The organism is Streptomyces sp. MI02-7b, from assembly GCF_033793585.1.
Classification (GTDB): domain Bacteria; phylum Actinomycetota; class Actinomycetes; order Streptomycetales; family Streptomycetaceae; genus Actinacidiphila.
The window spans coordinates 81759-105093 of the sequence record NZ_JARAWX010000030.1 but is presented as its reverse complement, the minus strand read 5'-3'; the positions used below and the strand labels follow the sequence as shown (position 1 = coordinate 105093).

The following is a 23335-nucleotide window of genomic DNA, read 5'->3' as shown; positions in this document are numbered from 1 at the left end:
CCCGGACACAGCCGGCAGATCGCACTCAGGGCATCAACACGCAAGCCAGGCAGGATATGGGCCAGGCCGCCCCGGAACGGCATCCCCATTCTCACAGGCAGGATACGCAACCAACGGGGCTCCCCGGCAGAAGAGTTGAGACGTCAGACATCTCGCTCAACCGTTGAGGAGCCTCGTCCGTTTCGCACCGGTCTCCAACCAGTGGGCCGTCACCCGATCGGTGGCCCCGCTGAAAAGGCTCAGTCCTTCCGCTTCGGCCCGCTGCTGGCTTTGGAAGCCAACCGGTGGCTCGCGATCGCTGACGCCCCGATCCGCCTTCAGGGCACCGACACCATCCCCACCGAAATCGACACCGTCACCAGGCCGGACGCGGTCCTGTGCCGCAGCAACATCGGCGCCATGGCCGAAGTCCTGCGCCTTCTCGGCCTCGGCCGCCGGGTTGCCCTGGCCGGGGGAGGGGACAGCCTGCGCACGCTGGCCCATGCGGCCCGGGACCTGCAGGACGGCCGCCGCACCACCCACCCGGAACTGGTGCTGTTCACCACGTGGGGCGAACTGCAGGACTACGCCGCGCAAGACCCCGCCGGCGGCGACCTGCAGCCATTCATCGACCTCGTCGACCTGCACGAAGCGGACGCCATCCTGACCGCGGTCAACCGCCTCGTCGACGAAGAGAACGCCCAGGTCACGGTCTCCACCGTGCACAAGGCCAAGGGACGCGAATGGCCCCAGGTGAAGATCGCCGAAGATTTCAACCCACCCAAAGACAGCAACAAACGCGACGAGCAGGGAAAACCCCTGCCCGGCCCGATCGACGACGCAGACGCCCGCCTCGCCTACGTCGCCGTCACCCGCGCCCGCACCCGCCTCGACCCCAGCGGCCTCAACTGGATCAACGACCGCCCAGACGGCAACCCCCAGCCGGCAACCAGCCTGGTACCTGCCGTACTGCCGGGCTGAGTCGTTGTCACCGCGGTCTGCGAACGCGCGCCCTGTATTGGCCGCGCAGGAGGGCTTCGCTGGCTGACGCACACCCCTGGCGTCGCGTGTCCTCTGAAGTGTTCGTCCCCGCGCCGGGCATAGTGTTCTCGAGCCGACTGGCTCGGCGTGGCTGGGTACTGGGCGGGCAGCGACTGATTGGTTGGGCCCATCCCCCATGACCGCGGTGGGGGCGGTCTGCGGGGATGCCCGCCCCCATCCGTCGTTGAACGTTCCGCCCCCAGTCATCGGTCGAACGGAGACCCGCTTGCCCACGAAGCCCCGTCTCACCCTGGATGAGCACACCGAGATGGGCCGCGTTCTTGCTGGCATCCGCGATGAACTCGCTCACCGGGCCGTCCAACTCCACAAGGCGTACCCGAATAACAGGGTGCGCAAAGCGGGCGCCGCGTGCGGGGCGAGGACGCCACCGTCTCCGCTCGTACGGTCGAGCGATGTGATCACTCGATCGTGAGTTCTTCCGTTCCCCCGCCCGGTGTGACGCGATGCTCGAAAGGACGGCGCGTGACCGGCGCCGCCTCGATGTACCGCGGCTGGGGGGACAGCATGACGCAAGAAGCGGGACGATGCGGAGGCATGGACGGCCAGGCGCTGCTGCTGGCGGCCGGGCTGGCCGATCTGGCGCTGAGTACGGTGGGTTCGGTTCTGGGGACGGTGCTGGGGCTGTTGCGCCGCTCGGATGCCGCGGAGCTGGCGGCAGAGGCCGAGCATGACCTCATGGCGCGTGGGCGCTTGGTGCTGGACCGGTACGCGGCCGTACCTCCGGCCCACTTGGAGATCCTCGCCCGGCATGCCTTGGCTCGGCAGACCGCCGATGATGTCTGACCGGTGGGAGCCGATCGCGTTCAAGACCCGCGTCGATGAGGTGCTGCACCGGTTCGTTGCCCGCGAGGCCGATGAGTTCGCGGCGATCGACCCCATCCTGGGCGCGGTGGCCGAGCAGTTGGAGGGGGCGGTCGCGGACGGCAAGCGGCTGCGGGCGGCGTTCTGTTACTGGGGTTGGCGTGCGGTGGGCCAGCCGGACAGCGACGCCCTGGTGCGCGCGGCAGCCTCCATGGAGCTGGTGCACGCCGCCGCGGTCGTGCACGACGACCTCATCGACGACAGTCCGCTGCGGCACGGGCGCGCCACTGCACATGTGGCCCTGCGCGGTGCGGTAGGGCGTCACCCAGGCGCCGACGCCGCCGGAAGGTCGCTGGCGATGCTGGTCGGGGACCTGCTGATGGCATGGGCCGGGCAACTGTTCGCCACCAGCGGTCTGCCCGCCGCGTATCTCGTCCGGGCCCGCCCGTTATGGTCGGTGATGGCCCGCGAGCTGATCGCGGGCGAGTGCCTGGAGATCCTGCATACCGGAGCCGGTCCGGATACCGATGCGTCGCTGAAGGTGATCCGGTACAAGACCGCCAAGTACACCGCCGAGCAGCCCCTGCTGATCGGCGGTGCCCTGGCTGGGGCGGGGGCGCGGCTGCGTGAGGGCTACTCCGCGTACGGCCTGCCGCTGGGCGAGGCGTTCCAGCTTCGGGACGACTTGCTGGGCCTGTTCGGGGAGCCGGAACGCACCGGCAAGGCCAGTGCCGACGATGTGCGCGGCCAGCGGCCCACGGCGCTTCTGGCAGAGACGTGGCGCCTCGCCAGCGACGGCGAGCGGGAGCTGCTGCGCGCCCTGCTCGGCCGAGGTGACCTGGACGGGGAGGGGCTGGACGCCGTGCGCGCGATGATGCGTCGGCTGAAGGCACCCGACCGCATCGAGGACATGATCAGGGAACGGGTCGAGGAGGCTCTCGATGCCCTCCACGAGCTGGATGTGCCGGCGCACGCCAGCGCTGCCCTGACCGCGCTGGCGCATTCGGCGGCGGTCCGCCTGTACTGACCCGACCCGCGTGGCGGGGTGTGCACGCCCGTGCCCCCCGGGCAGTCGGCCTCCCGCCTGAGTTGGACGATCCCGTGGAAGACAAGGAGCCCTGCCATGACCGACACCGAGGCATCGATGGACGCCCTACGGCAGACCGGTGACGAGCTCGCCGACGCCACTGTCGCCGCACTCTTTGCACGCGGGGAGGTGGGCAAGTTCAACGCCCTGATGCGTTACGTCTCCACCGCTGGAACTCCCTTGCCGGACGGGCTGCCCGACGTCGCACGCGAGTATCTTGAGGCCACTCGTGTCCCGCCGGCCTGGGTGGACTGGTCGGAGATGGAGAAGGCCCGGCTGTTCTTAATCGACAACAACGTGCACATCTCCACCGCGCTGTCCTTCGCCTCCATGCCCGCCTGCTACGTCGTTCCGCACGTGGCGAGGCTGCTGTCGACCACCCACGGGCTGAAGTACCCCTCCAAACGGATGGCCGAGACCGGCCAGTTCACCGTCCATCTGATGCAGCCCGACGCCTTCGAGGCCGGCAGTCGCTTCATCCCCGCCGCCCAGAAGGTCCGCCTCCTGCACGCTTCTATCCGCTATCACCTGAGGCGCGAGAACCGCTGGGACACCGAAGCCCTCGGGACGCCGATCTGCCAGGAGGACATGATCGGCGGGCAGATGTTCTTCTCCCTGCTCGTGCTGGACAGCCTGCATCGCCTCGGCATCCATATGTCGACGGACGGCGCGGAGGCCTACTACTACGCGTGGCGTGTCGTCGGTGCCATGCTCGGCGTCGACCAGGACGCTGTCCCTGGAACTCTCGACGAGGCGCGCCGGTTCCTCGACCTGTACATGGTCCGGCACATGGGACCTTCAGAGGAGGGCGCTCACCTGACCCGGCAGTTGATCGACCTCTATGAGGAGGTGGTGCCCGGCACCGTCTTCGACCCGATCGTTTCCGCCCTCATCCGGTACCTCATCGGCGACACCTGCGCCGACTGGCTCCACGTGCCGCGTACGCCGTGGGACACCGTCGTAAACACCGTTCCCCATCTCCTCGGCGTCCTGGAGACCATCGAGGACCGCTCGCCGCTCGGCGCCTGGGCCCTGGACCGCCTCGGCCACCTCACCACTGTCTTCGAGCTGTCGTCGCTCACCCGCGGACGCGTCATGCACTATGCGATCCCCGACACGCTGAAGAAGGACTACGGCATCTCCAGCGCGGTGTCCCGCAGCCACCGCTGGACCCCGCCGACCGCCACCGTCTCTTGATCCAGACGATCTGTATTGCCCTGTGAGACACCTCAGGGCCCTATCGCGTCAAGTCAGGCGGCTTAAAGCGTTGGGTCAGGCGCTCTCGTCATCGAACAGGGTCTCTTCGATCTTGATGAGTTCAGCAGTGGTCAGCGGGGGTGCAGCCCAGTTCTGGTCTTGCGCATGCTGAACGAATTGCTGGTCCAAGGCGACGTGGTATTGCTCGACGTAGTGGGCGAGGTCTGAGTACCAGAACCACTGCCCGTCGGTGAGCAGATGCAGCCCGTCGATCAGCTCGCGGCCGGGACTCAGGATGTCGTGAACGCGAGATCCGGTGGCGGCAAGGACTGCTCCCGAGCGCAGATACTCCACGAGACGGGGCTCGTCCGGGTCTGCGTGGTCACGCACGGCAGCACGGAGCGAAGGGCCGTCAGGCCGGCCGTGCTCGAGCTCCTGGAACTCGCCGAGGAACCGGTCGGCGTGAGGGTTCTCGCTGTTCATGCGCGGGAGCCTAACGCGCGGGGGACGCCCTTTGTGACGTCCTCGGGGCACGTTCTATGCGGCTTGAAGCGCGGCCTCAGTCTCCGCCGGGAAGGCGGCAGCTTCGTCGTAGTGATGCCCCTGTTGGAGGCAATGGTAGAGCTGGCCGATCATGCGGTTGAAAAGGTTGCGCTGGGCGGCGGCGTGCCAGTCCGCGTGGTCGTCGCGCCGTCGCCGGTAGTGGGCCTTGGCACCGGGTGAGGCGGTGATGGCGGAGAACGCCCAGAGGTAGCCGGCGTGGTTGAGGCGGTCGTTCTTGACCCAGCGGCGGGTGATGCTCGACTTCTTGCCGGAGGCGCGGGTGACGGGCGACGCGCCAGCGTATGCCTTCAGGCCGCGGGCGTCGGCGAACCGTTGCCGGTCGTCCCCGATCTCGGCGAGCACCCGGGCGCCGAGCTGGGTGCCGAGGCCAGGGAAGCTGAGGATGATCTCAGCGTCCGGGTGCTGAGGGAACGCCTCTTCGACCGCCTCGGCGAGGTTATCGGCAGCGGTGCACGCGGCCTCCAACTGAACCAGGAGGGCGAGCATCTGCTTGCCGAGCGCGTCCTTGACCAGCGGCGGCTGATGGGCCCAGTCGGCCCGGAGGACCTCGCGCAGCCGCTCGGCCTCGGCCGCGATGCCCCGCTGACGACCGGCCCGCTTGAGCGCGGCCTGTAACTGCGTACGAGTCAGCCGAGCGGCCTTGGCCGGCGTCGGGGCCAGCTTGAGGATCTCGTGGGCCTCGGAGCGACAGAGGCCGTTTTTCCAGGATTCGAAGGCCGCGAGAGCGGCCGGGTAGTACTCGCGCAGCAGGGATCGGAGCTGGTTGGAGATCTGCAGGCGGTTCCAGGTGGCGTCCTGCTGGGCGCGGGCGAGGACGGCGATGGCGCGGGCCAGGTCGGAGTCGCCTGCCAGGGGCCGGTGGGCGTGCATGTCGGTGCGCAGGATGTTGGCCAGGACGAGGGCGTCGCCGGGGTCTGACTTCTTGCGCGAGACCGAGTGCCGGTCGCGGTAGCGGGCGGCAGCCATCGGATTGATTGCGAAAACCTGGCGCTTGCCGGTTCGCAGTACCGCCACGAGCAGTCCCCGCGAAGTTTCGATCGCAACCGGGATCGGGTTCTCCTCGGTGTCGCCGTACTCGGCGAGCAGGTCCAAAAGGATCTTGTAGCCCGCGGCGTCGTCGGTGATGTGCCGCTTGGCCAATAGTTGCCCGCTGTCGTCGACCAAGGCGACGTCGTGTGTGTGCTCAGCCCAGTCGATGCCGCAGTAGATCAAGATGTTCCTCTCCATCATGCAGTTTGTGTAGTTCACGAGCTCATGCGGGCCACGCAGCGACCTAATCCCAGGACTCAGCGCAAGGGCCGGTCCGCCACCTCAGTAGCCGTTCGTGGCACCAGCTCACCCCAGGGGCCTCGGTCTATCCGGGAGCTCAGCGGGCTCGGGCTTCACGAGAGGTCACCATGCGGCAGGCTCGCACCACCAACACCAACGAGTCATCAAGGTGAGAGTGTTGACGCCCGACGGCGCCGGACGCCACCGCTCTGTGGGGAGGCATCAAGGCCAGGGTGTCGTCAGATATCCGTCCGGCGTCGAAGGGCGCCAACATCATCCACTTCGCGACGGCGGGTAGCCGGGATACGCCGAGACGTACCGCTCTCACAGAAAGCCTCACGGGCTGAGTTGGGGAAAGGTCTCCACCCGACGCCCCGGCCACCACAACCGCCGCTAACACCGGATTAGGTTGGGGACGCGGCTGGCGGGTGGTTTGCCGTTCAGGGCGGTGTGGCCGCGGTGGTGGTTGTAGGTGTGGAGCCAGTGCGGGAAGGCGGCTCGTCGTTCGGTCTCTGAGCGGTAGGGCTTGGCGTAGGCCCATTCCTCGAGCAGGGTGCGGTTGAAGCGTTCGACCTTGCCGTTGGTCTGCGGCCGGTAGGGCCGGGTTCGCTTGTGGGCGATCCCGGCCGCGGTCAGGGGTGCATTACGGTGTGGCATGAGGGCCTTTCGGGCCGGTGGGACGTCGCAATCCACACCGAACCCGGAAGGCCCTCACCCGTTCAAGAGCCCCCAACAGTGATCGTCACCACTGTCCACAACCTCCCCGGACAGAACACCTAGGACTTGCCCCTGCCACCGCAACATACCCACACCCATATGAACCTGACCAAGCCCTAATAGGGTTGCGAGTGCTCGGAGGTCGGCGGTGTGCCGGGCGTCAGCTCTTCCCAGGACGTCGGGGGTGGGCCAAATGCGCGACGTCCGGCCCTCACAGCCAGGGTGGCGAGGGCAGCGTTGGCGCCACCACCGATCACAGCGCCGATACCGAACGGTGCCACTCGACCGAGGACGATGATTCCCTGTTTGGTCCCGTACTTCGTGATGAAGTTCTTCCCCAAGACCTTGTTGATCTGACGCAACGTCTCGACAGGCACCTTGGCGACAATCTGACGCCCCCAGTGTTGTCCCGTACGCTCGGCGACCTTGGTGATGGTGGAGGAGCCGGACCCGCCGAGCATGATTCCCATCACGATCGTTCGGCGGCGCTCGATCTCGTCGATGGGGACTCCGTGGACTTCGGCGATCGAGAGCGCGAAGAGCGCGCTCAGCTCGAGAGATGACAGAGCCTCGCCTGCGGACAGCGCGAGTGCCACTCCCGTGCCGACGCCGGGCGCGGCTGCAGCTCCTCCGACTGCGGCACCCGTCCCGGTCAAGGCGCTGATGTACATCCGCTCCAGATTGCGGATCACCTGCGCTGGTATCGCTTCTGGGTTCCGCTGGCGGGCCCGGGCGATGTTCTTGCGTACCAGTGGGCTCTGGACGGCGATTGCCTTGTCCAACAGGTCGAGGACTCGCTTCCCCGGTACGGATGCCGCCGGATCGGCTTCCTCGAAGTCATCTGTTGCCATGCCTTGAACTCCTCAGGTCGTCATGTCCCAAAAAATTACGGCTCACTCGACGCGGCGCGAGCCGCTCGGCGTGGAGTTGGCGTCGCAGCAGGAACCGCCGGGGCCGTCCTCGGTTCCGAGAGGGTCTTGTCGCGGTGTGCCCTTCGGTCCGCCGGCGTGCACGCGCCTCCTGACCCTGCTCGATAGTGGCCGCAGCCGCGTTGTCTGCGTCTTGCGGATGATCGTAGATTCCTTCACGCTTTCTGCGCAGCTGCGATGCGGAATCGCTACGTTGCTGCCCTTGGGCTGCGATGAGAGCGACGGCGCCGGTTGAGCACATTCCGCGTGGCTCGTTCCGCCCGTCGCACCGCCGCTGTCAGCGTCGGATGGGCACGATCTCGACCTCGGCGTTCATCGCGCGCAGCCTGCGGACCGACTGGAGCAAGGACACCTGGGCAAAGGCGGCGAGAGAGTCGACGGTGATCTCGGGCGGTCGGGTACGCGTTGCGCGCAGGGCGATGCGGCGGCGGCGCTCGACCCCGGACGAGGCCGACAGCAGCGCGGTCAGGGCGAGGGGTCGGTCTTGGCGGTGTCGTGGACGTTGGTCAGACAGGCCTTCATGAAGAGGTCCCTCTGGACAGTGCCGCCGTTGGGCTCCTGTGAGATCTGGGAGTACTGCTGCGAGCAGGTGCTGTCGCTCGCGGTGAAGCTCATCGAGCCGCTGTCGGAGTAGACGCCGCCGGCGATGACGCCCGCCGCGTAGGCACCGAGGAGGGTCGAGCGGCCGAAGACGGGCTTGTCCACGGTCTTGGTGACCGTCTTGGTGACGACCTTTGGCGGGCGGGCCTCCGCCTGCTGGGCGCGGTGGTCGGCCGATACCGCCTTGCGACGGGCTTCGGTCAGCGCGGAGTTGGTTCGGACATGGTCGACCGCGGCTCCTGTGAGGGAGACCGCGGCCAGTGCGGAGGCAGCGATGGCGATGGTCTTCGGTCTGTTCACAGATGTCCTTCGTGGTGAGGGTTCTACGGCGGACGGTGCCGGGAGCGGGGACTCCCCGAAGGCAGCCGGCGCCGTGGGCTCGGCCACCGGGGTCGCGGGGCTGGCCTCAGCCGGTGCGGGCGTCGTATCGGACATGACGTGGTTCCCTCCGTGGTTGGCGGCAGTCGGCGCCACAGGACGTGCGAAGTGCGGTCAGGCGGCGCGGCGGTACTCGGCGAGGGCGCCGATCGCCCACAGCGGGACGAGTCGCGGTAGCTCGGCGCCTGCGATTTGGCCGCGTACACAGCGAAGGCCGAGCTTGGCGAGGGAGTCGGCGGCTTCGTTGAGTGGGTTGCCGACGTGGGCCTTCTCGTGCAGGAACGTCAGGTGCGGTGTGTACTCGACGATCATCTGGAGCCGTACGAGGGTGGGAGTGCGGCCCTGGGAACGGAGGTGCGTGCTGTAGCCCTCAGGCATTTTGCTGCCGCCCCGCTGCCAGATGTGCAGGTACTTCAGGGCCTCGATGCTGTCGACGCGCACCTCGACGGGCCGGCCGGAGTGTGCGGCGAGTACGGCCTTCAGGCCCCAGTGAACGGCGCGCAGTTCGGTGACGACGACGCGGGCCCGGGGCCGGGCGATGTACGGCGGGTACGGGTGGGCGCGCAGGCCTGTGTGGCCGGTCGTGGCGAGGTAGCCGGAGCCGACACGGTCCGCTCCGACGGCTGCATCCGTGGCGAGGACTATCGGCCCGGACACGGCCTTGACCTTGTCGTTCACGCAGACCCCCCGCCGCGCGCGGGTCTTGGGCCGGGTTGCGTGGGCGAGTGGTGAGCGACTGCCCATGAGGTTCCCCCTGTTCGCGTCGGGTGGGCGGCGGGCGACGCGATGTCGCCCGCAGTCGAAAGTGAGGAGCACGGACCAGTGGCTGGGGCGGGGCGCCTCCGGGGGGTCAGTCGCCGAGCGTGAACGCGAGTCCGCCGGCGCGCAGGTCGGCTTCGGTCTGGGTGAGGCCGCCGCGGTGGGACACCTCGACGGTGTAGAACTTCGAGCCCGGGGCGATGTCGTCGACCGTGAACGTGAACGCACACCCTTCATCGGTCTTCTGGCCCAGGTCCAGGGAGCCGATGGCGACCAGCGTCCCGTCCGCGTCGGTGACGTTGACCTGGGTGCCGAAGTCGATGTCGGAGTAGCCGCCCGTGCCGGAGCACGGCTCGCCCGTCGCCAGTCCCGCGCCGGATTCGGTGAGGGTGAGGGTGCCGTCCGTCGAGAACGGTCCCTGCGCCGGGGTCTCCGCAGCAGCGGTGGCCGGGCTGGAGGGACCGGCGCCGCTCGCCTTGACCTCGTGATCGTCAAGAAGGGACGAGGTGAGCCAGCAGGCTCCCATTGCCGCGGCTCCCATGCCGACCCCGAGGGCCAAGATCGTGCTCCGCGACAGCCGCGCCCAGCGGGAACCCCTCGACGGTGGGGACGCCGGCATGGCAGGGACCTGGATCGTGTCGGGGAACGAGGCCGCCGGTGCGACGGGATCGGGAACCGGCTCCGAGGCGGGGACGTGGGTGGGCTGTGCGGACTCGGGCGCGGGCATCGCGGTGATTCCTCTCGTGAGGCGGACTGAGGTGGGCCTGAGGTGCGGACGCGCGGGGTCGGGTGCGGGCAATTGCCGCGGGGTGGCTGTACGACGCCTGGTCGTGGGGCAGCTGAGGGGCTGAGCAGGCGGGTCCGCAAGGGCGCCGCTGTGGGTGCCGCGATCCCCGCCCTGCCGGTTCGGTGAAGCCGGACCGGTGCGGCGTCAGCCGACCTTCTCCCACTTCTGGCAGCCCTTCGTCTCGAAGTACTCGCCCTTGTGGACCGTCACGCGCGCCTGGCCGGTGATGTTGTCGTTGGCGATGATCGCGTCGAACTCGCCGGACGCGTTCTTGAGCCGGGCCCAGTAGCAGCCGAGGCCGAAGTCGTCGTCCTGAGGACCGGCGGTCTTGTAGGTGCCGGCCTTGATGTCCTCGCCCACCAGGTACTGGCCGTCCCCGTCGATCGCGGCGGGCGCGGCGGGCTTCTTGGTGGGCTTCGGCTTCGGCTGCGCGGGGGCCTTCGCCGTGACCGTCACGGCCGGCTTCGGCGCGGCGGCCTCGGCGGTCCTGGTGACGGTGACGGTCGGCGCGGGCTGCGCGGATGCCGCCGCGGAGCCCGACTCCCCGCTGCCGCCCATTCCGGCTCCCACGCCCAGAGCGACGACCGCGACCGCGCCGTGCGTGAACCACGCCTTGCGCCGCGAGGGCTTGGTGGCGGGGGGCGTCGTCGGCGGGACCTGCCCCCATGTGGGCTGGGTGGGCTGACCGAACGGGGACTGCGGGGTCGGGGTGCTCATCTGAGGTCCTCCGGTGGGTGGTGATGTGCTGCCGCGCAGCAGGGAACGGCAGGAGCGACGGCGTTGCCGCCGCTTCCAGGTGGAAGCGAGACCAGATAAGCATCAGGATGAAAGCACTGTCAAACGGCTTGACGGATTTGACGACCGCTGTAGGGTGTTTACTGTTCACTCCAAACTGGCCAGAGAGGTGCGGGACCCCACGCCATGCCCCCACAGCCATCAGCCCAGCGGCCCGACGCGGCGCACGTGACAGCCGCCGAGATCTCCCGCATCGCGGGAGTCACGCGCGCCACGGTCAGCAACTGGCGCCGTCGCCACGACGACTTCCCCGCCCCCAGCGGGGGTACGGAGAGCAGTCCGCTCTACGACCTGGCGACCGTCCAGGAATGGCTCAAGGGGCGCGGGCACTCCTCCTCCGCCTCGCCGGTGGAGGAGTTGCGCACGGCACTGCGTCTGCGCGGGGCCGGCGCGGGCACGACGGTACGGCTGTTCCCCCTGGTGGCAGCCGCGTCCCGCCTCACGCCCGAGGAACTGACCGAACTCGCCACCGCGCCCGACGACCAACTGGTCACCCGTGCGGAGAAGGCCGCGGCGGGGCTCCCCGCCGCCGTGCTGGGAGCCGAGCCGGTCGGCTACGGGCCCGATGACGCCGGCGCGGTCCGCGCCCTGTTGGGGTGCGTCCGTGAGGCGGGAGCTCAGGCCGCCCTTGACGTCCTCGCCGAACGAGAGCTGGACGAGGGCGCCGCCAGCGGCGTCTACCAGACCCCGGAGGGCCTGGCGTCACTCATGGCCCGGCTCCTGCCGGCCGGCGCGGCCCGTGTCCTCGACCCGGCCTGCGGAAGCGGCACGCTCCTCGTCGCCGCCGCCCGGTACGGCGCCCGCGAGCTCTTCGGGCAGGACACGCTTCCCGTCCAGGCGCAGCGCACCGCGATCCGCCTCCTGATCGCCGCCCCGGACGTCGAGGCGGAGATCCGCGTCGGCGACAGCCTGCGCGATGACGCCTTCGCCGACGTCACGGTCGACGCCGTGCTGTCCAACCCGCCCTTCGGCGACCGCGACTGGGGCCACGACGAGCTGGCGTACGACCCGAGGTGGGCCTACGGACTACCGCCCCGCTTCGAATCCGAACTGGCCTGGGTCCAGCACGCGTTGGCACACCTGGAGGCCGGCGGCCACGCGGTGATGCTCCTGCCGCCCGCGCTCGCCTTCCGTTCCTCCGGCCGCCGCATCCGCCAGGAGCTGATCCGCAGCGGCGCCCTGCGCGCCGTCGTCTCCCTACCGGCGCGCGCCGCCTACCCGCTCCACGTAGGCCTGCAGATCTGGGTGCTCCAGCGGCCCGAGCCGGGCAGCGCCGACCGTACGTCGGTGCTGTTCGTCGACGGCGAGGGCGAGCAGCGCGACACCGCCACCGGCACCCTCGGCACCGCTCTCGGCACGTCCACGGCAGGCTCCGGGACGCGCGGCGGCTCGCGCCCCGGCCGCTCCACAGGATCCTCCTCGGCCGCGCCGTCGTCTGTCGCGTTCGACTGGGCGGGCCTGACCGATCGGGTCCTCACCCAGTGGGCCGCGTTCCTCGCCGACGCCGAGACCTACACCGGCGAGGCCGGTGTGGCCCGCGCGGTGCCCGTCGTCGACCTCCTCGACGACGTCACGGACATCACCCCGGCACGCCACGTGCGGGCCACGGCAGCCGACATCGACCCGGCCGCGCTGGTCGTCCGCGTCACCGAACTGCGGGAGCGACTGGGCGACGCGGTGGCGTCCCTCGGGGCCGCCTCCACGTTGGGCGACTGGCAACCGTCGGGGGAGTCCGCCCGCGAGTGGCGCACGGCGACCGTCTCCGACCTGGCACGCGGCGGGGCACTGACGGTGCAGCGCGCGGCGGCCCCAGGGTCACGGGGTGCCAAGGCCGAGGCCGTCGACCTGCCCGTCCTCACCGCCCGCGACATCGCCGGGGACGACCCGCCGTCCGGCGGCGCCGGTGACGTCCTCGCCGACGCCCCGCAGACCGTCGCCGCCGGGGACGTCCTCGTGCGCGCACTCGCCGGCGGCGAGGGGGCGACGATGAGCCGGGTCGCGGACGACCGGGACGCCGGCGCGCTGCTCGGGCCCAACGTCCACCTCCTGCGCCCCGACCCGGCCCGCCTCGACCCGTGGTTCCTCGCCGGGTTCCTCGGCGCCGAGGACAACATCGCCTCCGCATCCACCGGCAGCACCCAGGTCCACGTGACACCGGGCCGCCTGCGCGTCCCGCTCCTTCCCCTGGAGGAGCAGCGGCGGTACGGGGAGGCGTTCCGCCGCGTGCACGAACTGCGCAGGGCCGTCCGCCGGACCGCCGACCTCGCCGCCGAGTCCGCGGCCATCCTGGCCACCGGCCTCACCGCCGGCGCGCTCCTACCGCCGGACAACGGCCGGAACGACGTTTCCACCTGAAACACCTCACTCGCCCGCCCGCACATCGACCACACTGGATCCCCACCGTCCCACCCGCGAACGGTGCACTTCGGAAGGAAGCCGGGACCCCTTGAACAGCAGTAAGCACACGGAGTTGGCGAACCACGCCTGGTCCGTCGCAGACCTCCTGCGCGGCGACTACAAGCAGTCCGACTACGGCAAGGTCATCCTGCCGTTCACCGTGCTGCGCCGCCTGGAATGCGTCCTCGAGCCGACGCGCGACAAGGTCGTCGAGACCGTCGCCAGGTTCAAGGGGCAGGACATCGACACCGACCACTTCCTGCGCAAGGCCTCGGGCCAGTCCTTCTACAACAAGAGCGACCTCACCCTGCGGAAGATCGCCGCCGACCCGCAGAACGCCGCCAAGAACCTGCAGGTCTACGTCGGCGCCTTCTCCGGCAACGCCCGCGAGGTCCTCGACAAGTACGAGTTCGCCCAGCAGGTCAGGAAGCTCGACGGCGCCAACCTGCTCTACCAGGTCATCGGCAAGTTCACCGACCTCGACCTGCGGCCGGAGGTCGTGCCCAACCACAACATGGGCTACATCTTCGAGGAGCTGATCCGCCGCTTCTCCGAGCAGTCGAACGAGACCGCGGGTGAGCACTTCACCCCGCGCGAGGTCATCAAGCTGATGGTCAACCTGCTGGTGGCGCCCGACGCGGACGCCCTCAGCCTGCCGGGCGTCGTGCGCACCGTCATGGACCCGGCCTGCGGCACGGGCGGCATGCTCAGCGCCGCCGACGACCACATCAGGGCGCTGAACCCGGACTCGACGGTCGAGGTGTACGGGCAGGAACTCAACCCCGAGTCCTGGGCGATCTGCCGTTCCGACCTCATGATCAAGGGCCAGGACCCGGAGAACATCGCCTTCGGCAACTCCTTCTCCGACGACGGCCACGCCCGCCGGTCGTTCGACTACATCCTCGCCAACCCGCCGTTCGGCGTGGAGTGGAAGAAGGTCAAGGACGAGGTCGAGTTCGAGCACAAGTCGCTCGGCGACGCCGGCCGCTTCGGCGCGGGCCTGCCGCGCATCAACGACGGCTCGCTCCTCTTCCTCCAGCACATGATCTCGAAGATGAAGCCGGTGGACGTCAACGGCGGAGGCGGCTCACGCATCGCCATCGTCTTCAACGGCTCCCCCCTCTTCACGGGCGCCGCCGAGTCCGGCGAGTCCAACATCCGCCGCTGGATCCTCGAGAACGACTGGCTTGAGGCGATCGTTGCCCTCCCGGACCAGCTCTTCTACAACACCGGCATCTCCACGTACTTCTGGATCCTCACCAACCGCAAGGACGCCGACCACAAGGGCAAGGTCGTGCTGCTCGACGCGCGCGACTACTGGGTGAAGATGCGCAAGTCGCTCGGCGACAAGCGCAAGGAGCTCGGCGACGGCACGAACGGCCGCCCCTACCACATCGCCGACATCACCCGCCTATACGCGGAGGCGGTGCAGGTCGCGAAGGATCCCGAGCACCCGCTGCACGGCAAGGTGAAGGTCTTCGCCAACGAGGACTTCGGCTACCAGCGCATCACGGTGGAGCGTCCGCTGAAGCTGCGCTTCGAGGTCACGGAGGAGACGCTGGCGGCGCTGGCGGAGGCCAAGCCGGTGGCGAAGCTTGAGCGCAGCGAGGAGTTCGTGGCGGCGGTGCGCACGCTGCTGGGCTCATCGTGGACGACGAAGACGGAGGCGTTCATCGCGCTGAAGGACGCCGTGGTGGCGGCGGGGTTGACCTGGCCGTCGGGCGCGCCGTTCGCGAAGGCGATCCGGGAGGCGGTCGGGGTCCGGGACCCCGAGGGCGAGGTCCAGAAGGTCAAGGGCGAGCCGGAGCCTGACGCCGACCTGCGGGACTACGAGAACGTGCCGCTGGGGGAGGACGTCGAGGACTACCTGAAGCGCGAGGTGCTCCCGCATGTCCCGGATGCGTGGATCGACCACACGAAGACGAAGATCGGCTACGAGATCCCGTTCACGCGTCACTTCTACGTGTACAAGCCGCCGAGGCCGCTGGCGGAGATCGACGCGGAGCTGAAGTCGCTGGAGGCAGAGATTCAGGCGCTGCTGGGTGAGGTGACGGAATAATGTCTCTCTACCCCACGGTCAAACTGGGACGCGTTGCCCGGATCATCAGCGGGGTGGGATTTCCTCACCCCTACCAAGGGCGGGAGTCTGGGGAGCACCCGTTTCTAAAGGTGTCCGATCTTGCTACGCATAGAAGCGGCTACAGCGTCGTCGGGGCGCAAAATTGGGTCAGCCGTGGCGACATCAGTGCCCTTGGTGGGCGCATGGCCCCAGCGGGATCAGTGGTCTTTCCTAAGGTCGGCGCAGCTCTTCTCAAGAACCCTCGTCGACTACTGCGAGAACCGTCAGCTATGGATAACAACTTGATGGCTGTAGTACCTCAAGTAGGTGATCCTCGCTTCTGGGTTTATGCGCTGTCTATCATCGATCTCGGCGAGTTGGCTGGCTCCAGTCCACTTCCGTTCGTCAACGAGGCGCAGATTCGAGACCTGCGGGTCAGCTTTCCCGGCGAGTGTGAGCAGCGCCACATCGCCGACTTCCTCGACGCCGAGACCGCCCGCATCGATCGTCTCTGTGATTTGCGTGCTCAGCAGATCGAGTTGCTTCGAGAGGCATCTTTCAGGCGGATCTATGACGCAGTTCGCGGATCTCATGTTGAGGGAGCCCGGAAGGACAGCGGTCTGGAGTGGCTGGGAACCGTACCTGCTGCCTGGCGAGTTGGAAGTGTCTCCCACTACTTCGAGGTCGAGCTCGGCAAGATGCTCAACCAGGAACGCGCTCACGGGGACCACCTGCGTCCCTACCTTCGTGTGGCGAACGTCCAGTGGGACCGGATCGACGTCAGCAACCTTTCCATGATGGATTTTCCACCCGAGGAACAGGTGCGGTATCGCCTCAGGCCAGGGGACCTGCTCGTCAATGAGGGTGGAAGCTGGCCAGGTAGAGCGGCAGTCTGGGACGGAGAAGTCCCCGAGATCTACTATCAGAAGGCACTGCATCGTATCCGTTCCCACGGTGCCGAGCTGCCACGGTGGCTCTACTACTGTATCGTCGTCGCGGAGCGGCTTAAAGTCTTTCAGGTCCAAGGAAATACCAGCACAATGACGCATCTCACTCGGGAACAGTTGCGGCCTCAAAGATTCCCATTTCCTGATCCAGGTATCCAGCGCGAGCTGGTGGATCAACTCGACCGGGCGGCGAGCCGAGATCTAGAGGTTGGTCAGCTACTTGAGAGCCAGCTTGCACTCTTGGCCGAACGCCGCCAGGCGTTGATCACCGCCGCCGTCACCGGCCAGTTCGACGTATCCACCGCCAGTGGGCGCAACGTAACGGACGGAGTGAGCGCGTAGCCATGAGCCCCATCCACACGGAGTTCGCGTTCGGCGATGCCATAGTCGCCGCCATGGTCGAGCGCGGGTGGCGCGAGGCGCGCCCGCAGGACTACCGGGCCGACCTCGGGCTGGACACCAACGAGCTGTTCACCTTCATCGGCGCCACTCAGCCCGACGACTGGAACGACCTGCTCACCGTCTACGGCGGCGACCCCAATGAGGCGCAGCGCGGGTTCGCCGGCCGCCTCGACCAGGCGATCGCCACCGACGGGCTGCTCGACGTGCTCCGCAACGGCGTCAAGGACCGTGGTGTCCTGCTCCGCGTCGCCCACTTCAAGCCGAACCTCGTCGCCGACGACTCCGTCCTCGACGGCTATCGGGCCAACCGCCTCACCGTCGTCCGCGAACTCGAGTACGCGACCAAGCAGGCCGACTGGGGCAACCGGCTCGACCTGACCCTCTTCCTCAACGGCATCCCGGTCGCCACCGCCGAGTTGAAGAACCCGCTCACCGGACAGGGTGTCGAGCACGCCAAGGAGCAGTACCGCACCGACCGCGACCCCACCGAGCCGATCTTCGCGCGCAGGGTCGTCGCGAACTTCGCCGTCGACCCGGACCTGGTCTTCGTCGCCACCCAGCTCAAGGGCAAGAACACCCGCTTCCTGCCGTTCAACACCGGCTCCAACGGACCCGGTCAGCCCGGCGGCGCCGGGAATCCGGCCCCCACCGCCTACGGCGCGTACGCGACCTCGTACCTCTGGGAACAGGTGTGGCAGCCGGACAACTGGCTGGACCTGCTCCAGCGGTTCGTGCACCTGCACAAGAGCAAGACGCCTGGCGGCGGTGCCACGAAGACGATGATCTTCCCTCGCTTCCAGCAGTGGGACGCCGTCAAGAAGCTCACCGGGCACGCCGCCGCGCACGGCGCGGGCCACGACTACCTGATCATGGCCTCCGCCGGCTCGGGCAAGTCCAACACCATCGGCTGGCTCGCCCACCGCCTCAGCGATCTGCACACCCCCACCGACCCCCGCGAACTCGACCCGGCGGCTCTCGCCCAGGGCCTCAAGCCCGGCGTCCCCGTCTTCGACAAGGTCATCGTCATCACCGACCGCCGCAACCTGGACGCCCAGCTCCGGGAGACGGTCGGCAACTTCGAGCAGACCGCCGGACTCGTCGTGAAGATCGACGAGAAGCTCGGGGCCAAGGGCGAGCAGCTCGCCAAGGCCCTCTCCCGCGACACCGGGAAGATCGTCACGGTCACCCTGCACTCCTTCCCGGCGCTGCTGGACTACCTCCAGCGCAACCCCACCGAGATCCGGGGCAGCCACTTCGCGATCATCGTGGACGAGGCGCACTCCTCGCAGTCCGGCGACGCCGCCACCGCCGTCCGGTCCGCCCTGCGCGACCTCGGCCTGGACTCCGACTCGGACGACGCGGGCGCGACCTCGGTCAAGGCCGAGACCGCGAGCCTCGACGAGCTGCTCAAAAAGCGGGCCGAGCAGCGGTCGCGCGCCGCGAACCTCTCCTACTTCGCGTTCACCGCCACGCCCAAGCCCAAGACCCTCGAGCTCTTCGGCACCCCGCAAGACGTCGGCGGCAAGGCGACCTACCGGCCCTTCCACACGTACTCGATGCGGCAGGCGATCGAGGAGGGATTCATCCTCGACCCGCTGCGCAACTACGTCACGTACAACACGTACTGGAAGCTGGTGAACAACAACCCCGACGAGAAGGAGGTCGACCCGTCGAAGGCGAATACCCTGCTCGCCCGGTACGCGCTGACCCACGACTCGACGGTCGCCCAGCACGCCCAGGTCATCGTGGAGCACTTCGTCGCGCACAGCCGGGGCCGCCTCGGCGGGCGGGCTAAGTCGATGGTCGTGACCGCGTCCCGCCAGTCCGCCGTGCAGATGGCACGCGCCATCAAGAGCTACATCAAGGACCGGGACTACGACACCAAGTACCCCGACCTCGGCGTCCTCGTGGCCTTCTCCGGTTCGCTCACCATCGACGGTGAGGAGACCACCGAGCCGAAGGAGAACGGCGGCCTGTCCGAGAGCGCGCTGCCAAAGACCTTCGCGTACACCCGCGCCGACGACAAAGCCGCCCGCGCCGGAGGCGCCGGCCAGCAGGAGTACCGGATCCTGGTCGTCGCGGAGAAGTACCAGACCGGTTTCGACCAGCCGCTGCTGACGACGATGTACGTCAACAAGACGCTGACGGGCATCTCCGCCGTGCAGACGCTGTCACGGCTGAACCGCACCGCCGAGCGCAAGACGCAGGCCGACCTCGCCGTCCTGGACTTCGTCAACGAGGCCGAGGACATCAGGGAGGCCTTCCGCCCGTACTTCGAGGAGGCGCAGACCCTCCCCTCCGACCCCAACCTGCTCTACCTGGCGCAGAGCAAGGTCATGCGGGCGGCGCTGCTGTCCGCGCAGGAGATGGACGACTTCGCGGCCGCGTACTTCGCCGCCAGGGAGAAGGCGGCCGGCTCGCAGTCCAAGTGGGAGAAGCTGCACGCCGAGCTGTACCGCCTGCTGTCCCCGGCGGTCGCCCGCTTCACCGCTCTGCTGGAGAGCGACGACGAGGACGAGCAGCAGGCCGCGGAGGACTTCCGCGCGGACCTCAACGACTACGTCAGGAAGTACGGCTTCCTCGCACAGATCGTCCCCTACCGGGACGCCGAGCTGGAGCGGCTGCACCTCTACGGCCGCTACCTCCTCAACCGTCTGCCGCGCCGCGCCGACGGCGGGGTGGACATCGGCGAGGTCGACCTCAGCCACCTGCGAGTGGAGAAGACCGGCGAGTACGACGTCTCCCTCACCTCCGAGGGGCCGACGCTGATGCAGGGCTTCGGCGACGGCTCGGGCGGGGCGAAGGAGGCGGAGAAGTCGCTGCTCTCCCAGCTGATCGAGAAGTTCAACGAGCGCTTCGGCACCGACTTCACCGAGCAGGACGTCATCCGGCCCTTCGAGGAGGCCAAGGCCGACCCGAAGGTGCAGGCGGCGGCGCTCGTCAACAACGAGGACAACTTCGGCATCGTCTTCGACAAGGTCTTCGCCGACAAGATGGCCGACCACATCGACACCATCGCCGGCATGGGCCGTCAGTACTTCGGCCCCGACAAGAACTTCAAGTCCAGCCTCGACCGCAGCGCGCGCAAGGCCGCCTGGCGGATGATCCGCCGCGAGGCGGGCCTGGACGACGACTGACGACCTGCGACCCGCACAGCCGAGGGGCCTGCCGCCCGTGGAGGCGGCAGGCCCCTCGGGGTCGCGTACGGATCAGACCTGCTGCCCGGCGGCCAGCCGGACGAGCCCGGCCCAGGCCTCGGGCGTGACCGTCAGGACCGGCCCGGAGCGGTCCTTCGAGTCCCGGATGTGCACGGCACCAGAGGTGAAGGCCACCTCCACGCATTGGCCGCCCTCGGCGCCGCTGTAGCTGCTCGTGAACCAGGCGGGTTCCTGAGGGTCGACCGAGCTCTCTTCGGTGTTCATAGCTCTCCCAGCGACTTCTCGATGAGTCCCAGGGTCTCTCGCGGAGTGAGAGCCTGGGACCGGATGATCCCATAGCGGGCGGCCGCCAGGCGCACCTCTTCCCGGTCCGTCAGGAGGCTGCTCCGCCCCTGTACCTCCATGTACGTGAACTGCTCTCCGCCCTTCCGGGTGATCACGGTGAACGGGCCGTCCACGCCCGCGTTGTCCTCGCGGTCGAGCGGCATGACCTGGATCTCGACGTTGCGCTTCTGTCCGATGAGCAGCAGATGTTCGAGCTGTCCCCGCAGCACCGCCTTGCCGCCGAGCGGCCGGCGCAGCACGGACTCCTCCAGCACGAAGCTCAGCAGCGGCGCGGGCCAGCGATCGAAGATTGTCTGCCGGGCGAGCCGGGCCGCCGCCCGAAGTTCGATCGTCTCCTCGTCCAGGAGCGGGCGGCGCATGGCGAGCAAGGCCCGGGTGTACTCCTCGGTCTGGAGCAGTCCGTTGACCACATGTGTGTCATAGGCGCACAGCTCGACCGCCTCCGCCTCCAGCCGCGCCATGTCGCGGAAGAAGGCCGGGTACTGGGCCCGCCCCACTTCGTCCTTGAGCGCCTTGAGGACGCCACCGGCGTCCAGCACCTCGTCCGCACGGTCGATGAAGCGCGGCGGAGGGATTCGCCGTCCCTGCTCGAAGGACGCGACCGACTGGGCGGCGTAGCCGGTGAGCTTGCCGAACTCGGCGCGTTCCATGCCGGATCTGACCCGCAGCAGCTTCAACTGCCGTCCGAAGGCGGCCACCACGCCCGAGCCCGGTTCGTCCTCGGGCCTCGGCCCGGCGACGTCCTCCCGCACGCCCTGGAGCCGCTCGACCGTCTCCGAAGACTCCATCGGATCCACCCGCCTCCCCGATCGAGAACGCGGCGCCCCCGAGCAGGACACGCCGCGCGCCGCGTACAGACCCCGCCCCGGCGCGTACAAACCACACGCGACGGCGCGTCACCACTGGTCACGCTACGCCACCGAACGGGAGCGTGGAGGCATGAACAGCGAGATCACACCCTTGTTCCGCGCCGGTGGACCTGCCGCTCACGGTGCCCACTTCGCCATGCGGTTCAGTTCCACCCCGCGCGGTGCGCGGCTCGCCCGGCTCCTCGTCGGGCAGCGGCTCGACGCGTGGGGCGTCCCGTACGCCTGCGAGGCGCACGACGCCCTCACGCTGATCGTCGCCGAGCTCGCCGCGAACGCGGTCCGGCACGGCCGCGTGCCCGGCCGCGACTTCCACCTGGCGGTGTTCCGGAACGCGACGGCGGTGCGCGTCGAGGTCACCGACACCCGTGCCGAGCGTGTGCCGGCTCTGACGACGTCCCCGCCCACCGGCGACACGGGGCGCGGCCTGATCCTGGTGGACCACCTGGCCCACCGCTGGGACTGGCACCCGCGTGCCGACGGCCCCGGCAAGACGGTGTGGGCGGAGTACGCCCTGCCGGCGGGAGGCCGTACGGTCGCCGCCCCTGCTGGACGGGAGATCGGCGCACCGGCCACACTTGACCCCTGACCGTCGCTTTTTCACGCACACCGGGGGCAAGGTGCCGCAGGCGATCTCCGACCGTTACGAACTCCTGGAGGAGCTCAGCCACGGCGGCATGGGCGACGTGTGGCGCGGCTACGACGCGGTGCTCGACCGGCCGGTCGCCGTGAAGCTCATCCGGCAGGCGTCCATCACCTCCCCGCAGCTCGCCGAGGAGTTCGCCAGGCGCTTCCGCCGCGAGGCCCGGATCACCGCGCGCATCCAGCACCCCGGGGTGCCGCAGGTGTACGACGCGGTGCTCGACGCGTCGTACGAGCGGCTGTTCCTCGTCATGGAGCTCGTCGACGGCATACCCCTGACCGGCTACCTCCACCCCGGCCGCCCGCTGCCCGTCAGCTGGGCGGCGGCCGTCGCCGCGCAGGTCGCGACCGTCCTGTCGCACGCGCACGACGTGCCGGTGATCCACCGCGACCTCAAGCCGAGCAACATCCTCGTCGCCCGCGACGGCACCGCGAAGGTCCTCGACTTCGGCATCGCGGCCATCCTCCGCACCGACGTCACCAAGCTGACCGCGACCGGCAGCCCCATCGGAACGCACCAGTACATGGCACCCGAGCAGGTGCGCGGCGGAAGCATCACCCCGCAGACCGACCTGTACGCGCTGGGCTGCGTCCTGCACGAACTTCTCGGCGGGCGCCCGCTCTTCGCGGCGGACAGCGAATTCCTGGTGATGTACCAGCACGTCAACGCGGCACCCACCCCGCTGCGTGAGCTGCGGTCCGACGTGCCGGAGGCGCTGGAGGAGCTCGTCCTGCACCTGCTGCGCAAGGCTCCCGAAGCGCGGCCCGAGGACACCCAGGCGGTGTACGCGCGGCTGCTGCCGTTCATCCCGCCGCCCGGACAGGAACCGGGAGCCGGTGAGGCCGGCCCGGCAGAGGCGCCCGACCCGACGGCGGTGTTCCGCCGCCCGTACGCGCCCCGTGCCCGCGCCCGGGCCGGGGCCGCCGCGGCCGGCGATCCGGCGCCGAACGGCGTCGCTGCCCCGGGAGTCCAGCCGGTGCCCGTCCCCGCCCGGCTGCGCGCGGACATCAAGGAGGCGTACGAGCACGCCGAGGCCCTCCTGGAGGAGGAGCGTTTCGCGCAGGCCGTCGAAGTGCTCGGCGAGATCATCGAACCGGCGGCCCGCGCGCTCGGCTCCGAGAGCAAGCAGGTACTGGCGCTGCGCCGCCGGCGGGCGGCGATCCGCCTGCTCGGGGGCGACTACCGGGCCGCCCTGCCCGAGTTCGACACCCTCGCCGACGCGTACGCCCGCAGCGCGGGACCGACCGGCGAGCAGGCCCGCGCCTGCCGCGCCCAGGCGGCCCGCTGCCGCGCCGAACTCGGCCAGGTCACCGACGCCCTCGCCGCGCTCCAGGGAGTGCTGAACGTCGTACGGGCCGTCGACAGCGACGTGAGCGAGGAGGCGGTGGAGCTGCGGCACAACATCGGGATGCTGCTGCTCGCCCAGGGCCGCGCCGCCGAGGCCCGGCAGGTCCTCGAACCCCTCCACCAGGACATGTGCATGGTGTTCGGCCCCGAGGACGAGCTGACCGCCGAGATCGCCGAGGCACTCGCCGTGATCCGCCTCGGCCTCGACGGCGACGCCGCCGGATGAACCCGTAGCCCCACCGCGCCC

At 69.1% G+C, this 23335-nt stretch carries 18 protein-coding genes and 2 pseudogenes; 10 read left to right on the top strand and 10 right to left on the bottom strand.

The genetic code is table 11. The features are described from left to right. Positions 1 to 237: 237 nt before the first annotated feature. The 4 genes and pseudogenes from PV364_RS35025 to PV364_RS35010 all read left to right on the top strand — a co-directional run. Positions 238 to 960 (top strand): annotated as a pseudogene (locus tag PV364_RS35025) (3'-5' exonuclease); the annotation flags it as partial. Between the two features lie 585 nt (positions 961 to 1545). After that, positions 1546 to 1824, top strand: coding sequence for a polyprenyl synthetase (locus tag PV364_RS35020; protein ID WP_319664764.1), 279 nt, complete (start codon positions 1546 to 1548; stop codon positions 1822 to 1824). Beyond that, positions 1814 to 2869, top strand: a complete 1056-nt coding sequence (locus PV364_RS35015; RefSeq protein WP_319664763.1) for a polyprenyl synthetase family protein — start codon at positions 1814 to 1816, stop codon at positions 2867 to 2869. The genes PV364_RS35020 and PV364_RS35015 overlap by 11 nt, the downstream gene beginning before the upstream one ends. 96 nt (positions 2870 to 2965) lie before the next feature. Then, on the top strand, positions 2966 to 4126 hold the full coding sequence (locus tag PV364_RS35010) for an oxygenase MpaB family protein (RefSeq protein WP_319664755.1): 1161 nt from the start codon (positions 2966 to 2968) through the stop codon (positions 4124 to 4126). Positions 4127 to 4201: 75 nt separating this feature from the next. Here PV364_RS35010 and PV364_RS35005 read toward each other — a convergent pair whose 3' ends face one another. The 8 genes and pseudogenes from PV364_RS35005 to PV364_RS34970 form a co-directional block, all read right to left on the bottom strand. Then, a complete protein-coding gene (locus PV364_RS35005; RefSeq protein ID WP_319664754.1) occupies positions 4202 to 4609 on the bottom strand; it encodes a hypothetical protein in 408 nt (135 codons plus the stop codon). Between the two features lie 54 nt (positions 4610 to 4663). After that, entirely contained in the window at positions 4664 to 5920 is a 1257-nt protein-coding gene (locus tag PV364_RS35000; RefSeq protein ID WP_319664753.1) for an IS110 family transposase, read from the bottom strand. 432 nt (positions 5921 to 6352) lie between these two features. Continuing rightward, positions 6353 to 6580: pseudogene (locus PV364_RS34995) on the bottom strand (integrase core domain-containing protein); the annotation flags it as partial. 212 nt (positions 6581 to 6792) lie between these two features. Beyond that, on the bottom strand, positions 6793 to 7527 hold the full coding sequence (locus tag PV364_RS34990) for a hypothetical protein (RefSeq protein ID WP_319664752.1): 735 nt from the start codon (positions 7525 to 7527) through the stop codon (positions 6793 to 6795). 543 nt (positions 7528 to 8070) lie between these two features. After that, the gene (locus PV364_RS34985; RefSeq protein WP_319664751.1) at positions 8071 to 8505 is read right to left on the bottom strand and encodes a hypothetical protein; all 435 of its coding nucleotides are present in this window, start codon (positions 8503 to 8505) and stop codon (positions 8071 to 8073) included. Between the two features lie 192 nt (positions 8506 to 8697). Further along, entirely contained in the window at positions 8698 to 9261 is a 564-nt protein-coding gene (locus PV364_RS34980) for a hypothetical protein (protein ID WP_319664750.1), read from the bottom strand. A 172-nt stretch (positions 9262 to 9433) separates the two neighbouring features. After that, positions 9434 to 10069: a hypothetical protein gene (locus PV364_RS34975; RefSeq protein ID WP_319664749.1), complete on the bottom strand. Its 636-nt coding sequence runs from the start codon at positions 10067 to 10069 to the stop codon at positions 9434 to 9436. 204 nt (positions 10070 to 10273) lie between these two features. Continuing rightward, positions 10274 to 10846, bottom strand: coding sequence for a hypothetical protein (locus PV364_RS34970; RefSeq protein WP_319664748.1), 573 nt, complete (start codon positions 10844 to 10846; stop codon positions 10274 to 10276). Between the two features lie 246 nt (positions 10847 to 11092). Between PV364_RS34970 and PV364_RS34965 the strand changes: the two genes are divergently transcribed. The 4 genes from PV364_RS34965 (at position 11093) to PV364_RS34950 (ending at position 19866) form a co-directional block, all read left to right on the top strand. Next, positions 11093 to 13279 (top strand): N-6 DNA methylase, encoded by a 2187-nt coding sequence (locus PV364_RS34965; RefSeq protein ID WP_319664747.1) that lies wholly within the window; start codon positions 11093 to 11095, stop codon positions 13277 to 13279. A gap of 91 nt (positions 13280 to 13370) precedes the next feature. Beyond that, positions 13371 to 15380: a class I SAM-dependent DNA methyltransferase gene (locus PV364_RS34960; protein WP_319664745.1), complete on the top strand. Its 2010-nt coding sequence runs from the start codon at positions 13371 to 13373 to the stop codon at positions 15378 to 15380. Positions 15381 to 15670: 290 nt separating this feature from the next. After that, a complete protein-coding gene (locus PV364_RS34955; protein ID WP_319664744.1) occupies positions 15671 to 16669 on the top strand; it encodes a hypothetical protein in 999 nt (332 codons plus the stop codon). Between the two features lie 2 nt (positions 16670 to 16671). Further along, complete coding sequence (locus tag PV364_RS34950; protein ID WP_319664743.1) at positions 16672 to 19866, top strand: type I restriction endonuclease subunit R; 3195 nt, start codon at positions 16672 to 16674, stop codon at positions 19864 to 19866. A 72-nt stretch (positions 19867 to 19938) separates the two neighbouring features. On the opposite strand, the gene PV364_RS34945 is transcribed toward PV364_RS34950, so the two are convergent. Both PV364_RS34945 and PV364_RS34940 read right to left on the bottom strand, forming a co-directional pair. Then, complete coding sequence (locus tag PV364_RS34945) at positions 19939 to 20151, bottom strand: DUF397 domain-containing protein (protein WP_319664742.1); 213 nt, start codon at positions 20149 to 20151, stop codon at positions 19939 to 19941. After that, entirely contained in the window at positions 20148 to 21020 is an 873-nt protein-coding gene (locus PV364_RS34940) for a helix-turn-helix transcriptional regulator (protein WP_319664741.1), read from the bottom strand. The genes PV364_RS34945 and PV364_RS34940 overlap by 4 nt, the downstream gene beginning before the upstream one ends. A 151-nt stretch (positions 21021 to 21171) precedes the next feature. Here PV364_RS34940 and PV364_RS34935 point away from each other — a divergent pair, with 151 nt between their 5' ends. Together PV364_RS34935 and PV364_RS34930 are read left to right on the top strand one after the other, a co-directional pair. Then, complete coding sequence (locus PV364_RS34935) at positions 21172 to 21687, top strand: ATP-binding protein (protein ID WP_319664740.1); 516 nt, start codon at positions 21172 to 21174, stop codon at positions 21685 to 21687. A 31-nt stretch (positions 21688 to 21718) separates the two neighbouring features. Beyond that, entirely contained in the window at positions 21719 to 23314 is a 1596-nt protein-coding gene (locus PV364_RS34930) for a serine/threonine-protein kinase (RefSeq protein ID WP_319664762.1), read from the top strand. The last annotated feature ends 21 nt before the right edge of the window (positions 23315 to 23335 follow it).

Coding starts and splice junctions, on each gene's coding strand:
- PV364_RS35020 (WP_319664764.1), top strand. CDS start 1,546: ATGACGCAAGAAGCGGGACGATGCGGAGGCATGGACGGCCAGGCGCTG.
- PV364_RS35015 (WP_319664763.1), top strand. CDS start 1,814: ATGATGTCTGACCGGTGGGAGCCGATCGCGTTCAAGACCCGCGTCGAT.
- PV364_RS35010 (WP_319664755.1), top strand. CDS start 2,966: ATGACCGACACCGAGGCATCGATGGACGCCCTACGGCAGACCGGTGAC.
- PV364_RS35005 (WP_319664754.1), bottom strand. CDS start 4,609: ATGAACAGCGAGAACCCTCACGCCGACCGGTTCCTCGGCGAGTTCCAG.
- PV364_RS35000 (WP_319664753.1), bottom strand. CDS start 5,920: ATGATGGAGAGGAACATCTTGATCTACTGCGGCATCGACTGGGCTGAG.
- PV364_RS34990 (WP_319664752.1), bottom strand. CDS start 7,527: ATGGCAACAGATGACTTCGAGGAAGCCGATCCGGCGGCATCCGTACCG.
- PV364_RS34975 (WP_319664749.1), bottom strand. CDS start 10,069: ATGCCCGCGCCCGAGTCCGCACAGCCCACCCACGTCCCCGCCTCGGAG.
- PV364_RS34970 (WP_319664748.1), bottom strand. CDS start 10,846: ATGAGCACCCCGACCCCGCAGTCCCCGTTCGGTCAGCCCACCCAGCCC.
- PV364_RS34955 (WP_319664744.1), top strand. CDS start 15,671: ATGGATAACAACTTGATGGCTGTAGTACCTCAAGTAGGTGATCCTCGC.
- PV364_RS34950 (WP_319664743.1), top strand. CDS start 16,672: ATGAGCCCCATCCACACGGAGTTCGCGTTCGGCGATGCCATAGTCGCC.
- PV364_RS34945 (WP_319664742.1), bottom strand. CDS start 20,151: ATGAACACCGAAGAGAGCTCGGTCGACCCTCAGGAACCCGCCTGGTTC.
- PV364_RS34940 (WP_319664741.1), bottom strand. CDS start 21,020: ATGGAGTCTTCGGAGACGGTCGAGCGGCTCCAGGGCGTGCGGGAGGAC.
- PV364_RS34935 (WP_319664740.1), top strand. CDS start 21,172: ATGAACAGCGAGATCACACCCTTGTTCCGCGCCGGTGGACCTGCCGCT.